The following is a 13947-nucleotide window of genomic DNA, read 5'->3' on the forward strand; positions in this document are numbered from 1 at the left end:
ACCGCGTCCGCTGTCGGAAGATCAGCGGGCGTAGTACTCGACGACGAGCTGCTCGTCGCAGATCACCGGGATCTCCTTGCGGTTCGGCTCGCGGTCCAGGCGGAAGGCCAGGGCGGCGAGGTTCACCTGGAGGTAGCGCGGGGTCTCACCGTCGGGGGCGAAGCCACCGGCGCGGGAAACCTCGAACAGCGTCTTGCTGCGGCTGCGCTCGCGGACCATCACGACGTCGTCGGGACGGACGCGGAACGAGGGCTTGTCGACCTTCTGGCCGTTGACCTCGATGTGACCGTGCACGACCATCTGGCGGGCCTGGTAGATCGTGCGGGCGATGCCCGAACGAAGGACCAGCGCGTCGAGACGACGCTCCAGCTCGATGATCAGGGCCTCACCGGTCTTGCCCTGGACCTTGGAGGCACGCTCGTAGGCGCGGACGAGCTGGCGCTCGGACACGTCGTACTGCGCGCGCAGACGCTGCTTCTCGAGCAGACGGACCTTGTAGTCCGAGTTCTGCTTGCGGCCACGGCCGTGCTCGCCCGGCGGGTAGGGGCGGGCCTCGAAGTACTTGACGGCCTTCGGGGTCAGCGCGATACCGAGCGCACGCGACTTCTTGACCTTGGGGCGGGACTGATTCGCCACTGTCTGTATCTCTTTCCTGTTTCCGGCTCACCCGGTTAAAGGAGGTCGCATCCGCAGCCGGGGAAACCCCGCGGGTCCTGACGGACCTGCCGGGCAGCCGCTCCCTGGTCTGGGCACAACGTGCAGCACACGAGTAGCCCACCGACCGTTCCCGGAGACCGGGTGGTGGTGGGCAGCCCGCGACACCTTCGACGGTGCGCGACGCTCCTGGATCCCCTCGCCGTACGCATACGGTGCGGGGTTCCGGCTGGATGTCCCGTTGGGTGATGCCGACCGGAGCCGGACACGGGACGCAGCGCTTCGAGCCATGCTACAGGGTGGTCAGGCGCGTCCTCTACCGAGGTGTTTCCTGGTCCACTCCACCGCGTCGGCGTACCGCGCCTCGGCGCCGTGCCGGGTCGGCGCGTAGTACTCCCGGTCCTTGAGCGTCTCGGGCGCGTACTGCTGGGCCGCGATGCCCTCGGGCAGGTCGTGCGGATACACATACCCCTGGGCGTGCCCGAGCTTGGCCGCGCCCTTGTAGTGCCCGTCGCGCAGATGGGCGGGCACCGGGCCCGTGTGCCCCTTGCGCACGTCCTCCATGGCGGCGCCGATGGCCGTGGTCGCGGCGTTGGACTTGGGGGCCAGCGCGAGGGCGATGGTGGCGTGGCTGAGGATGAGCGCGGCCTCGGGGAAGCCGATCATCGCGACGGCCTGGGCGGCGGCCACGGCCGTGGGCAGCGCGTTCGGGTCGGCGAGGCCGATGTCCTCGCTCGCGGAGATCATCAGGCGGCGCGCGATGAAACGGGGGTCCTCCCCCGCCTCGATCATCCGGGCCAGGTAGTGCAGGGCGGCGTCCACGTCGGAGCCGCGGATGGACTTGATGAGGGCGCTCGCCACGTCGTAGTGCTGGTCGCCGTCGCGGTCGTACTTCACGGCGGCGCGGTCGACCGTCTCCTCCAGCGTCTGGAGCGTGATCTCCGGCTCGCCCTTGTCGAGGGCGGCGCCGGCCGCCGCCTCCAGGGCGGTCAGGGCGCGGCGGGCGTCGCCGCCCGCGATGCGCAGCAGATGCTTCTCGGCGTCCCCGGGCAGGGCGACGGACCCCTTGAGACCGCGCTCGGCGTCCAGGGCCCGGCGCAGCAGTCCGCGCAGGTCGTCGTCGGTGAGCGGTTCGAGGGTGAGCAGGAGGGAGCGGGAGAGCAGCGGCGAGATCACCGAGAAGTACGGGTTCTCGGTGGTCGCGGCGATCAGGGTCACCCAGCGGTTCTCGACCGCCGGGAGCAGGGAGTCCTGCTGGGCCTTGCTGAAACGGTGGATCTCGTCCAGGAAGAGGACGGTCTCCTTGCCGTAGCCGCCGGCGGCGCGGCGGGCACCCTCGATGACCGCACGCACCTCCTTGACGCCCGCGGTGATCGCGGAGAGTTCCACGAAGCGCTTGTCGGTGGCCTTGGAGACGACGTACGCGAGGGTCGTCTTGCCGGTGCCCGGCGGTCCCCAGAGGATCACCGAGGACGGTCCGGCCGGGCCTCCGCTTCCCTCGGCCACGAGTCTGCGCAGGGGAGAGCCCGGCTTCAGCAGATGCTGCTGCCCCACGACCTCGTCGAGGGTGCGCGGGCGCATCCGTACGGCCAGGGGGCTGCCGGACGGGTCCTTCTCCTGGCGTTCTTCCGCGGCGGCGGTGAACAGGTCGGGCTCCACGCTCGAAACCCTATGTCACGCCACCGACAATCCCTCCCGGGCCGTGGACCGCGGTCGCGGTCCCGCCCGCGGTCATGGCCGCTGTCGTGCTCGCGCGGAGCCCGTCAGCTGGTCCAGAAGTCCCACCAGCGGGTCAGGATCAGCATGCCGATGATGCCGATGTGCAGGGTCGGCAGGACCCAGGTGAACTCGCCGAAGAAGCTCCTCGTCCAGCGCGGGGCGGGCAGGAAGCCGGCCCGGACGTTGAAGGAGGTCACATACCAGAACATGGTGATCGTGGCGACCCAGGCGAGGCTGCACCACAGGCACAGCGAGTTGATCCGGTACAGCGACTGGAACTGGAGCCAGGTGCAGAACGCGACCCCGAAGAGCGTGCCCGCGTTGAAGGTCAGCCAGTACCAGCGCGGGAAGGTGGCCCGCGCGAGCAGGCTCACACCGACGCAGATCACGATGCCGTAGGCGACCAGGCCCATCATCGGGTTCGGGAAGCCGAAGGCCGAGGCCTGGGCGCTCTTCATGATGTTGCCGCAGGAGACCACCGGGTTCAGGCTGCACCCCGGGACGAAGTTCGGGTTCTCCAGCAGCTTGAACTTGTCGATCGTGATGACCCACGCGGCAAGGAGACCGGCCGCCCCCGTGATCACCAGCAGCACGGCGAGAGCGCGGCCGGCGCCGACGGTCCGCGCGACGGCGGCGGGGCGTTCCTGATCGGTCGGGACGTCCTTGACTGTCGTCTTGTTCATCACGCCGTTTCCGTAGCTTCGAAGGGGCCTGCGGGCAGGCTCATTGTGCCGTACCCGCCCGGCCTCCCACCGTTCGGTGGACATAAGAAGGTACGCACGGAGGCCCCGGAACGCTCGGTTCGGGGAGAGGCTCGTGCGCATGACGACACAAGCGGATCAACTCGCGGTGGACGTACGGGGACTGCGCAAGCAGTACGGGGACGTGACCGCGGTCGACGGTATCGATCTGGGCATCAGGCGGGGCGAGGTGTTCGGCCTGCTCGGGCCGAACGGCGCGGGCAAGAGCACCACCGTGGAGATCCTCCAGGGCAATCGCCGGCGGGACGCGGGCGAGGTCTCGGTCCTCGGCTCGGACCCGGCGACGGGCACGCGCGCGTGGCGCGCGCGGGTGGGAATCGTCTGGCAGGACGAATCCGCGCCCGCCGAGTTGACGGTGGGCGAGACGGTGAGGCATTTCTCCCGTTATTACCCGAATCCCCGCGACCCGGGGGAAGTCATCGGCCTGGTCGGCCTCGAGGAGAAGGAGGGCAGCAGGATCAAGTCGCTCTCGGGCGGCCAGCGCCGGCGGCTCGACGTGGCGCTCGGAGTGATCGGCGGACCCGAGCTGCTGCTCCTGGACGAGCCGACCACGGGCTTCGACCCGGCGGCACGACGGCAGTTCTGGGAGCTGATCCGCAAGCTGGCCGACGAGGGCACGACCATCCTCCTGACCACGCACTACCTGGAGGAGGCCGAGGCCCTCGCGGACCGGCTCGCGGTCGTCGCGCGGGGCCGGGTCGTGGCCGAGGGCGAACCCGCCGCGCTGCGCGAACGGTTCGGCACCGAGGCCACGGTGGAGTGGACGGAGGCGGACGGCAGCCCGCGCGGCGAACGCACGGACACCCCCACCAGAACGGTGGCCGAACTCATCCGCCGCTTCGACGGGGAGATCCCGGGACTGCGGGTGAGCCGCCCCACCCTGGAGGACGTCTATCTGCGACTGACCGGCCAGGAGGACGCGCGATGACCACGACCGGTGTACGCCAGGAGACGGGCAACGCCTCCGGACGGCTCCCCGGCGCCTGGGGCCTCGGACTGGGCCGCGGCGGCCTGGAGATCAGGCAGTTCTTCCGACAGCGCGACCAGGTGGTGTTCACGTTCGCCTTCCCGGTCGTCTTCCTGTTCCTGTTCGCGTCGATCTTCAGCAACGACGTGAAGGGCGCGGGCATCACCGCCTCGCAGCTGTACGTCCCGGCGATGATGGCCGCGGGCATCATGTCGACCAGCTTCCAGTCCCTCGGCATCTCGATCGCGATCGAACGGGACGAGAAGGTGCTGCGCCGGCTGCGCGGCACTCCGATGCCACCGGCCGCGTACTTCTTCGGCAAGATATGGCTGGTCCTGGTGACCGGCGCCCTGGAGACGGCGATCCTGCTCACCGCGGGCACCACGCTCTACGGCGTCGACCTGCCCTCGGACCCCGCCAGGTGGGCCGACTTCGGATGGATCTTCGTCCTCGGGCTCACGGCCTGCGCCCTGCTCGGCATCGCGGTCAGCTCGGTCCCGAAGTCCGGCAAGAGCGCCACCTCGGTGGTCGTCCTGCCCTTCCTCGTCCTTCAGTTCATCTCCGGGGTGTACATCTCCGTCGACACCATCCCGGACTGGATGCTCAACATCGGCGCGCTGTTCCCGCTCAAGTGGATGTGCCAGGGGCTGCGCGGGGTGTTCCTGCCCGACTCCGCGAAGGTCCTGGAGCAGACGGGCGACTGGGAGTTCGGGCGGGTCGCGCTGGTGCTCGGGGCGTGGTGCCTCGGAGGGCTGCTGCTGTGCCTGCTGACGTTCCGGTGGAAGAACCGGCGCGACGGCTGACCACTCCGGCCGGGCGCCCGCTCCGGTACCGGACGGCCGCGGCGCCCCCTCCGGTACCGGACAGGTCCACCGCGCGCCGTCACGGTGCCGGACCAGGACAGGTCCGGCGCCGGACGGGGCCCGCCCCGGTGGGAGTCGGCCACCGGGACGGGGTCGAGCGCGTCAGCCCAGGCGCGAGCGCAGTTCGGCCACGATCTCGCCGGTCGCGACCGCCGCCTGCTCCCCGGACTCCATGTCCTTGAGCTGCACGACGCCCTCGGCGAGATCACGCTCACCGGCGACGACCGTGAAGCGGGCCCCGCTGCGGTTCGCGTTCTTCATCGCGCCCTTGAGGCCCTTGGCGCCGTACGAGAAGTCGGCGGCGACACCGGCCCTGCGCAGCTCGGTGACCACACCGAACAGCAGCCGGCGGGCCTCCTCGCCCAGCGGCACCGCGAACACGCTGGTGGCCGCGGGGAGTTCGAGCTCCACGCCCTCCGCCTCCAGCGCGAGCACCGTACGGTCGACGCCCAGCGCCCAGCCGACGGACGGCAGCGCGGGGCCGCCGATCATCTCGGACAGCCCGTCGTAACGGCCGCCGCCGCCCACCGCGGACTGCGAGCCGAGCCCGTCGTGCACGAACTCGAAGGTCGTGCGCGTGTAGTAGTCCAGACCGCGCACCAGCTTGGGGTCGTCCTCGAAGGAGACGCCCGCCGCCGTGATCAGGTCGCGGACCTCCTCGTGGTACGCCTTGCACGCGTCGCAGAGGTAGTCGCGCAGCAACGGCGCCCCGCCCAGCTGCTTCTGGACGTCCTCGCGCTTGTCGTCGAGCACGCGCAGTGGGTTGATCTCCGCGCGGCGCAGCGTCTCCTCGTCGAGGTCCAGGCCGCGCAGGAAGTCCTGGAGCGCGGCCCGGTAGACGGGACGGCACTCTTTGTCGCCCAGGCTGTTCAGCAGGATGCGGAAGTTCCGCAGGCCGAGCGAGCGGTACGCCTGGTCGGCCAGGATGATCAGCTCGGCGTCGAGCGCCGGGTCCTCGGCTCCGATCGCCTCGGCGCCCACCTGGGAGAAGTGGCGGTAACGGCCCTTCTGGGGGCGCTCGTAGCGGTAGTACGAGCCCGAGTACCAGAGCTTGACGGGGAGGTTGCCCGCCTTGTGCAGGTTGGCCTCGAGCGCCGCGCGCAGGACGGAGGCGGTTCCCTCGGGGCGCAGGGCGAGCCTGTCGCCGCCCTTGGTCTCGAAGGCGTACATCTCCTTGGTCACGATGTCGGTGGACTCGCCGACCCCGCGCGCGAACAGCTCGACGTTCTCGAAGCCGGGTGTCTCGATGTAGCCGTAGCCGGAGTTGCGCAGCGGGGCCGCGATGGCCTCGCGGACCGCGAGGTACTTGGCGCTGTCCGGCGGGATGAGGTCGTACGTGCCCTTGGGGGCCCTGAAGGTGCTCACGGAAGTCTTGTCACATTCCTCGTCGAGGAGCGGAGGTCGGGTCCGCTCCCAGCCCGGCGGCCACCTGCCGAAGGTACGGGTTGGTGGCGCGCTCCTGGCCGATGGTCGTCTGGGGGCCGTGGCCGGACAGCACCACGGTCGAGTCGTCGAGCGGCAGGCACACACGGCCCAGCGAGTCGAGCATCTCGTCCATGTCGCCGCCCGGCAGATCGGTGCGTCCGATGGAGCCGGCGAACAGCAGATCCCCGGAGAAGAAGACGGACGGGACGTCCGCGTTCTCGGGCATCCGGAACGTCACCGACCCCTTCGTATGGCCCGGGGCGTGCGCGACGGAGAGGTCGAGGCCCGCCAGCTTCAGTTCCGCGCCGTCGGTCAGGGTCCGCACGTCGTCGGGCTCCCCCACGGTCAGCTCGCCCATCAGCGGCATTCCGATGGACCGGCCGAGCGCCTTCTCGGGGTCGCTCATCATGTAGCGGTCCGCCGGGTGGATCCAGGCCGGCACGTCGTTGGCTCCGCACACCGGGACGACCGAGGCGACATGGTCGATGTGGCCATGGGTCAGGATGACCGCGACGGGCTTGAGCCGATGCTTCTTGAGCGCGTCCTCGACTCCCTGAGCGGCCTGATGGCCCGGGTCGATGATGACGCACTCCTCACCCGCGGCGGGGGCGACCAGGTAACAGTTGGTCCCCCAGGCCCCGGCGGGGAACCCGGCAATGAGCACGATCGTCCTTCGTGGTGGCGTACGCGCTGGTGTCGTACGGGCGGTTGGCTGTGGATCAGAGCCTACCGGCGCTGCCGATTCCTCAGCGAACCCATATACGGTACGGGGCACACGCAGGCGGTCGGCTCACGCGACCCCCGCGTCCCACTCGCCGTACGAGACGCACGAGGAGAAACCCGGTGGTCAGCCAGGAACAGCGGCGGCGTCAGCTCGCCCGGGAGAAGTTCTTGCGACAGCAGCAGCGCCGCACATCCGCTCGACGAAGGACCCAAACCCGCAACGCGGTGATCGCGGCGGTCGTCGGCGTGCTCGTCGCGGGCGGTGCGACGGCTTACGCGACCGGGCTCTTCAAGAGCGACGACAAGAAGTCCAACGCGGGCGCCGAGGTGACGCCCAGCGCGACGCCGAGCGCGGCGCCGACGAGCAAAGCTCCCGATCCGTGCGAGAAGCCCGCGCCGGGTACGGTGAAGTCGCTCACGTGGAAGAAGGAGCCGGCCCTCACCATCGACAAGTCGGCCGCCTACACCATGAAGATGGCGACGACCTGCGGTGACATCGACATCGCCCTGAAGGCGTCGGCCGCCCCGCACACGGTGAACTCGTTCGACTTCCTCGCCGGCAAGGGTTTCTTCGACCACACCAAGTGCCACCGGCTCACCACCAAGGGCATCTACGTCCTCCAGTGCGGCGACCCGACGGCCCAGGGCAGCGGCGGTCCGGGCTACACCATCCCGGACGAGAACCTGAAGGACGCGTCGCTCAAGAACAACACGTACCCGGCGGGCACGATCGCCATGGCCAACACCGGCCAGAAGCACACCGGCGGCAGCCAGTTCTTCCTGGTGTTCGCGGACAGTCAGCTTCCGCCCAGCTACACACCGTTCGGAACTATTTCCAAGTCCGGTCTGACGGTCCTCAAGAAGATCGCGGCCGCCGGTGAGAGCACGGGTCAGGGCGACGGCGCGCCGAACGCGACTGTCGTGATCAACAAGCTGACCGTGACGAAATCCTGACCGTCAGCTGCTGAATTTCGGTCGCGCGGGATGCGGACAGCCGCCCCGCCGGTCGCCTATGTTGGCCGTGACGAAACTGTGGACGATGCCAGGGGGCGCTGAAGCCCCCCGCAGGCATCATGTGGAGGAGGCGCTGTGAGCAGCGACCCGTGGGGCCGCGTCGACGAGACGGGGACCGTGTACGTGCGTACGGCCGACGGCGAGCAGGTCGTCGGATCCTGGCAGGCCGGCACGCCTGATGAGGCGTTGGCCTACTTCGAGCGCAAGTACGAAGGCCTGGTTGTCGAGATCGGCCTCCTCGAAAAGCGAGTGAAGACCACCGACCTGTCGGCGAAGGACGCCCAGACCGCCATCGATCACATCCGCGATCAGGTGGTCGCCCACCACGCGGTCGGTGATCTGGACGCGTTGAAGGTGCGGCTGGACAAGCTCGTGGAGACCGTCGACGCGCGCCGCGAGGAACGCAAGGTCCAGCGGGCCAAGCAGTCCGACGAGGCACGGCACGCCAAGGAGGCGCTGGTCGTCGAGGCCGAGGAGCTGGCGCAGAGCGACCAGTGGCGGGCGGCCGGCGAGCGGCTGCGCGCGCTGGTGGACACGTGGAAGGGGCTGCCGCGACTCGACCGCAAGTCGGACGACGAGCTGTGGCACCGCTTCTCGCATGCCCGCTCGGCGTTCTCCAAGCGGCGCAAGGCGCACTTCGCCTCGCTGGACGCGCAGCGCGAGGAGGCCCGCAAGACCAAGGAGAAGCTGGTCGCCGAGGCCGAGGCGCTGTCCGGCTCCTCGGACTGGGGTCCGACGGCGGCCCGCTACCGCGAGCTGATGGCGGACTGGAAGGCCGCGGGCCGCGCCCAGCGCGAGCACGAGGACGATCTGTGGAACCGCTTCCGCGGCGCCCAGGACGTGTTCTTCGCGGCGCGCAGCGGGGTCTTCGCCGAGCGCGACGCGGAGCAGACGGAGAACCTGAAGCTCAAGGAGGAGCTGGCCGAGGAGGCCGAGAAGCTCGTCCCGGTGGGCGATCTGAAGGCGGCCCGCGCGGCCTTCCGTTCCATCAACGAGCGCTGGGAGGCCATCGGCCACGTGCCGCGCGACGCCCGCCCGAAGGTCGAGGGCCGGATGCACGCGGTGGAGCGGGCTCTCCAGGAGTCGGAGGAGACCGAGTGGCGCCGGACGAACCCGGAGGCACGCGCGCGTGCCGAGGGTCTGACCGGTCAGCTCCAGGCCGCCGTCGACAAGCTCAAGGGCCAGATCGAGGCCGCGCGGTCGGCGGGCAACACCTCGAAGGCCGACAAGCTCCAGAAGGAGCTGGACGGCCGTCAGGCGCTGCTGGACCAGGCGCTGAAGGGTCTTCAGGAGTTCGGCGGCTGAGTTCGTCCGGACCTGCGCGAGGGGCCCCCGTACGGTGCGTACGGGGGCCCCTTCGCGTGTCTCCGGCGTCAGGCCTCGGAGGGTCTGCGGGCCGAGGTCACGCGGTACACGTCGTAGACGCCCTCGACGCCCCGGACGGCCTTCAGGACGTGTCCCAGGTGCTTGGGGTCGCCCATCTCGAAGGTGAACCGGGAGGTGGCGACCCGGTCCCGGGAGGTCTGGACGGCCGCGGACAGGATGTTCACGTGCTGGTCGGACAGGACACGGGTGACGTCCGACAGCAGCCGTGACCGGTCGAGCGCCTCGACCTGTATGGCGACCAGGAAGACCGAGGACTGGGTGGGGGCCCACTCGACCTCGAGGATGCGTTCGGGCTCGCGCGAGAGCGAGTCGACGTTGACGCAGTCGCTGCGGTGGACCGAGACGCCGCTGCCGCGGGTGACGAATCCGATGATCGGGTCGCCCGGCACCGGCGTGCAGCAGCGGGCGAGCTTGACCCACACGTCGTCGACGCCCTTGACGACCACACCGGGGTCGTTGTTGCTGCGCCGCTTGCGGCCGCGGCCCCGCGCCGGGGGTACGGACTCGTCGATCTCCTCGGTGGCCGCCTCCTCGCCGCCGAGCGCCTGCACGAGCTTCTGCACGACGCTCTGGGCGGTGACGTGGCCCTCGCCGATCGCCGCGTACAGGGACGAGATGTCGGGGTAGCGCATCTCGTGCGCGAGGGTGACGAGCGAGTCCCCGGTGAGGATCCGCTGGATCGGCAGGTTCTGCTTGCGCATCGCGCGCGCGATGGCGTCCTTGCCGTGCTCGATCGCCTCGTCGCGGCGTTCCTTGGAGAACCAGGCGCGGATCTTGTTGCGGGCGCGCGGCGACTTCACGAAGCCGAGCCAGTCGCGGGAGGGGCCCGCGCCGGCCGCCTTGGAGGTGAAGACCTCGACCAGGTCGCCGTTGTCCAGGGTGGACTCCAGCGGCACCAGGCGTCCGTTGACCCGTGCTCCTATCGTCCGGTGGCCGACCTCCGTGTGGACCGCGTAGGCGAAGTCCACCGGTGTCGCACCGGCCGGCAGCGCTATGACGTCACCCTTGGGCGTGAAGACGAAGACCTCGTTGCGCGAGAGGTCGAAGCGCAGGGACTCCAGGAACTCGCTGGGGTCCTCGGTCTCCTTCTGCCAGTCCAGGAGCTGCCGCAGCCACGCCATGTCGTTGACGGTGTCCTGGCCCGCGCTGCCCTTGGCCGCCCGGGGCACGTCGGTGCGGATCTTGGAGGAGCCGGCGACGGTCTCCTGCTTGTACTTCCAGTGCGCGGCGATGCCGTACTCGGCGCGGCGGTGCATGTCGAACGTACGGATCTGGAGTTCGACGGGCTTGCCGTTGGGGCCGATGACCGTCGTGTGCAGCGACTGGTACATGTTGAACTTCGGCATCGCGATGTAGTCCTTGAACCGGCCGGGGACCGGGTTCCATCGCGCGTGCACGGTGCCGAGCGCCGCGTAGCAGTCGCGGACGGTGTCCACGAGGACGCGGATGCCCACCAGGTCGTAGATCTCCGCGAAGTCACGGCCGCGGACGATCATCTTCTGGTAGACGCTGTAGTAGTGCTTCGGGCGGCCGGTGACGGTCGCCTTGATGCGGGCCGCGCGCAGGTCGGACTGGACCTCGTCGGTCACTATGGCGAGGTACTCGTCGCGCTTGGGGGCGCGCTCGGCGACCAGGCGCACGATCTCGTCGTACATCTTGGGGTAGAGGATCGCGAAGGCGAGGTCCTCCAGCTCCCACTTGATGGTGTTCATGCCCAGGCGGTGGGCGAGCGGCGCGTAGATCTCCAGGGTCTCGCGCGCCTTCTTCTCCTGCTTCTCGCGCTTGAGATAGCGCATGGTGCGCATGTTGTGCAGGCGGTCGGCGAGCTTGATGACCAGGACGCGGGGGTCCTTGGCCATCGCGACGACCATCTTGCGCACGGTCTCGGCCTGGGCGGCCTCGCCGAACTTGACCTTGTCCAGCTTGGTGACGCCGTCGACCAGCAGGGCGACGGAGTCGCCGAAGTCACGGCGCAGCTGGTCGAGGCCGTACTCGGTGTCCTCGACCGTGTCGTGCAGCAGACCGGCCATGAGCGTCGCCGGGTCCATGCCCAGCTCGGCGAGGATGGTGGTGACGGCGAGCGGGTGCGTGATGTACGGGTCGCCGCTCTTGCGCTTCTGGCCGCGGTGCCAGCGCTCGGCGACCTGGTAGGCCTTCTCGATCTGCCGGAGCGTCGACGTCTCGATCTTGGGGTCGTTGCTGCGCACTATCCGCAGCAGGGGCTCCAGGACCGGGTTGTACGGGTTCGAGCGCTGGACGCCGAGACGGGCCAGGCGGGCCCGGACGCGGTTCGAGGAGCCGCCGGAGCGTGTGGGCTGGGAGGCCGCGGGGCGGACCGGTGGGGTGTGCGCGGGGCGCTCGGGCGGGGCCGGCTTGGGACGCGATCCCTCGGCAGCCGTGCCGTCGGGCGCGGCCTGGGCGTGCTCGACCGGCCCGCTCGCTGCCTTCCGTGCGGGCTTCTCCGCGGCACCCGAGGCGGGCTCGGGCTGGGTGGAGGCGGTTCGCTCCAGGCGTTCCGCGCTGGGGGCGAGTGGCTGGGCCTCGTCTGGCAAGAGGGCTCCTCGTGCGCGATCCGGGTCCCCCGGTCAGGCTCCGGAAACCCCATGGTAGCGATCCTTCGCGCCGGACTCGCTGTCGGCCGCCGTCGGCGGTCTCGTACAGAAGGAACGCCGGAGGCGGGCGCCGGATTCCTCCGGGCCCGCCTCCACGGTGTCCTACGGGTGCCTCAGGCCTTTCGGGGGCCTGTCCGGGAGCGGACTCCCGGGTGGCGTGCGCGCGGTCCTCAGACCGTCAGGAGCGCCTCCAGGGGAGCCCCCGCCAGCGCCGGCTCCAGACGGCCGCGGCCGCCCAGGAAGCCGAGCTCCATCAGCACGGCGACGCCCGCGACCTCGGCGCCCGCCCTGCGGATGAGCTGGAGCGAGGCCTCGGCGGTGCCGCCGGTGGCGAGGACGTCGTCGACGACCAGGACGCGGTCGGCCGCGCTCAGGTCCTCGGCGTGCACCTCGATCTCGGCGGAGCCGTACTCCAGGTCGTACGCCTGCGACAGGGTCGCTCCGGGGAGCTTGCCCGCCTTGCGCACGGGGATGAAGCCGATCCCGGCGTGGACGGCGACCGGGGCTCCGAGGATGAAGCCGCGGGCCTCCAGGCCGACGATCTTGGTGGCTCCGTTGGCCACGGCGATGCCCGCGAGGGCGCCGGTCAGGGCGCCGAACGCGGCCGGGTCGGCCAGGAGCGGGGTGATGTCCTTGAACATCACGCCCGGCTCCGGGTAGTCGGCCACGTCACGGATGCGGCTGGTCAGCAGCTCCTCGATGCCGGTCATCGGCGCTTCCCCGAGGGACGGCCGCGGCCGCGGGCGCGGGACGCGGGCTGGTTGCGGGGACCGACGACCGCCGGGGTGACGTCGTCCTCGTCGTCCTCGTACGACGGCTCGGCGGCGCGCGGCTCCAGGGACTCGCCCGTGGCGGCCGCCTGGGCACGCTTGGCGAGGACCCGCTTGCGCAGGGCCTTCATCTGCGGCTCGCGCTCCTTGAGGTCGGCGACGAGCGGCGTGGCGATGAAGATCGAGGAGTACGCGCCGGCCGCGAGGCCGACGAACAGCGACAGCGAGATGTCGTTGAGCACACCGGCGCCGAGCACGCCACCACCGATGAACAGCAGGCCGGCGACCGGCAGCAGCGCGACCACCGTGGTGTTGATGGAACGCACCAGGGTGCTGTTGATCGAGCGGTCGGCGACGTCGCTGTAGGTCCAGCGGGTCTGCTTCGTGATGTCCTTCGTCTGCTCCTTGAGGCTGTCGAAGACGACGACCGTGTCGTAGAGCGAGTAACCGAGGATCGTGAGCAGACCGATCACGGTGCCCGGGGTGACCTCGAAGCCGACCAGGGCGTAGATGCCGACCGTGATGGTGATGTCGTGGATCAGCGCGACCAGGGCCGCGATGGCCATGCGCCATTCGAAGGCGATGGCCAGGTAGATCACGACCAGGACCATGAAGATCGCCAGGCCCTCCCAGGCCTTGTTGGCGATCTGGTCACCCCAGCTGGGGCCGACCAGGTCGGCGTTGATGTCGTCGGCCTTCACGTTCAGGTCCGTGGCGAGCTTGGTCTTGATCGCGTCGGACTTGTCGGTGTCGATGCCGGCGATCTGGATGCGCAGGCTGCCGTTGCCGAGCTTCTGGACGACCGCTTCGTGGCCGGAGGCCTCGTGCGCGTACGTCTCCGCCTGGCTCACCGAGACGCTGGACTTGCCGGTGGTGAAGACGGCGCCGCCCTGGAACTCGATGCCCATGTTCAGGCCCCGCACCGTCAGGCCGAGGATGGCCGTGATGGTGATCAGGATCGAGATGCCGTACCAGATCTTGCGCTTGCCGACGAAGTCGTAGCCGATCTCGCCGCGGTGGAGCCGGGCGCCGAGGGTGCCGAGTTTCGACATC

The 13947-nt window shown here is 70.0% G+C and carries 12 protein-coding genes; 4 read left to right on the forward strand and 8 right to left on the reverse strand.

What is annotated here, in order from left to right; genetic code table 11:
- Positions 1-21: 21 nt before the first annotated feature.
- From rpsD to WJM95_RS04700, 3 genes are all read right to left on the reverse strand, one after another.
- Positions 22-636: a 30S ribosomal protein S4 gene (gene rpsD, locus WJM95_RS04690; protein WP_037621164.1), complete on the reverse strand. Its 615-nt coding sequence runs from the start codon at positions 634-636 to the stop codon at positions 22-24.
- A 321-nt stretch (positions 637-957) separates the two neighbouring features.
- On the reverse strand, positions 958-2313 hold the full coding sequence (locus WJM95_RS04695) for a replication-associated recombination protein A (protein ID WP_339128188.1): 1356 nt from the start codon (positions 2311-2313) through the stop codon (positions 958-960).
- A gap of 104 nt (positions 2314-2417) precedes the next feature.
- Positions 2418-3056 carry a vitamin K epoxide reductase family protein gene (locus WJM95_RS04700; RefSeq protein WP_339128189.1) on the reverse strand — a complete coding sequence of 213 codons (639 nt, stop codon included), beginning with the start codon at positions 3054-3056 and terminating at the stop codon, positions 2418-2420.
- Between the two features lie 139 nt (positions 3057-3195).
- Between WJM95_RS04700 and WJM95_RS04705 the strand changes: the two genes are divergently transcribed.
- Together WJM95_RS04705 and WJM95_RS04710 are read left to right on the forward strand one after the other, a co-directional pair.
- Complete coding sequence (locus WJM95_RS04705; RefSeq protein ID WP_339128190.1) at positions 3196-4062, forward strand: ABC transporter ATP-binding protein; 867 nt, start codon at positions 3196-3198, stop codon at positions 4060-4062.
- Entirely contained in the window at positions 4059-4904 is an 846-nt protein-coding gene (locus tag WJM95_RS04710) for an ABC transporter permease (RefSeq protein ID WP_339128191.1), read from the forward strand. The genes WJM95_RS04705 and WJM95_RS04710 overlap by 4 nt, the downstream gene beginning before the upstream one ends.
- A gap of 162 nt (positions 4905-5066) precedes the next feature.
- On the opposite strand, the gene hisS is transcribed toward WJM95_RS04710, so the two are convergent.
- Positions 5067-6329: a histidine--tRNA ligase gene (gene hisS, locus WJM95_RS04715; RefSeq protein ID WP_339128192.1), complete on the reverse strand. Its 1263-nt coding sequence runs from the start codon at positions 6327-6329 to the stop codon at positions 5067-5069.
- 10 nt (positions 6330-6339) lie between these two features.
- Positions 6340-7053: an MBL fold metallo-hydrolase gene (locus tag WJM95_RS04720; RefSeq protein ID WP_339128193.1), complete on the reverse strand. Its 714-nt coding sequence runs from the start codon at positions 7051-7053 to the stop codon at positions 6340-6342.
- A 179-nt stretch (positions 7054-7232) separates the two neighbouring features.
- Here WJM95_RS04720 and WJM95_RS04725 point away from each other — a divergent pair, with 179 nt between their 5' ends.
- The gene (locus WJM95_RS04725) at positions 7233-8066 is read left to right on the forward strand and encodes a peptidylprolyl isomerase (protein WP_339128194.1); all 834 of its coding nucleotides are present in this window, start codon (positions 7233-7235) and stop codon (positions 8064-8066) included.
- Positions 8067-8201: 135 nt separating this feature from the next.
- Positions 8202-9431: a DUF349 domain-containing protein gene (locus tag WJM95_RS04730; RefSeq protein ID WP_339128195.1), complete on the forward strand. Its 1230-nt coding sequence runs from the start codon at positions 8202-8204 to the stop codon at positions 9429-9431.
- Positions 9432-9499: 68 nt separating this feature from the next.
- On the opposite strand, the gene WJM95_RS04735 is transcribed toward WJM95_RS04730, so the two are convergent.
- The 3 genes from WJM95_RS04735 to secF form a co-directional block, all read right to left on the reverse strand.
- Positions 9500-12022 (reverse strand): RelA/SpoT family protein, encoded by a 2523-nt coding sequence (locus tag WJM95_RS04735; protein ID WP_339135353.1) that lies wholly within the window; start codon positions 12020-12022, stop codon positions 9500-9502.
- Positions 12023-12294: 272 nt separating this feature from the next.
- On the reverse strand, positions 12295-12834 hold the full coding sequence (locus WJM95_RS04740) for an adenine phosphoribosyltransferase (protein ID WP_339128196.1): 540 nt from the start codon (positions 12832-12834) through the stop codon (positions 12295-12297).
- Complete coding sequence (gene secF, locus WJM95_RS04745; RefSeq protein WP_339128197.1) at positions 12831-13946, reverse strand: protein translocase subunit SecF; 1116 nt, start codon at positions 13944-13946, stop codon at positions 12831-12833. Before secF ends, WJM95_RS04740 begins: the two co-directional genes overlap by 4 nt.
- Between the last annotated feature and the right edge of the window lies 1 nt (position 13947).

The sequence above is a fragment of the Streptomyces sp. f51 genome, from assembly GCF_037940415.1.
Classification (GTDB): domain Bacteria; phylum Actinomycetota; class Actinomycetes; order Streptomycetales; family Streptomycetaceae; genus Streptomyces.

Bases quoted from the DNA above. Each gene is read 5' to 3' on its own strand.
- WJM95_RS04700 (WP_339128189.1), bottom strand. From the start codon at position 3,056: ATGAACAAGACGACAGTCAAGGACGTCCCGACCGATCAGGAACGCCCC.
- WJM95_RS04705 (WP_339128190.1), top strand. From the start codon at position 3,196: ATGACGACACAAGCGGATCAACTCGCGGTGGACGTACGGGGACTGCGC.
- WJM95_RS04710 (WP_339128191.1), top strand. From the start codon at position 4,059: ATGACCACGACCGGTGTACGCCAGGAGACGGGCAACGCCTCCGGACGG.
- WJM95_RS04740 (WP_339128196.1), bottom strand. From the start codon at position 12,834: ATGACCGGCATCGAGGAGCTGCTGACCAGCCGCATCCGTGACGTGGCC.
- secF (WP_339128197.1), bottom strand. From the start codon at position 13,946: ATGTCGAAACTCGGCACCCTCGGCGCCCGGCTCCACCGCGGCGAGATC.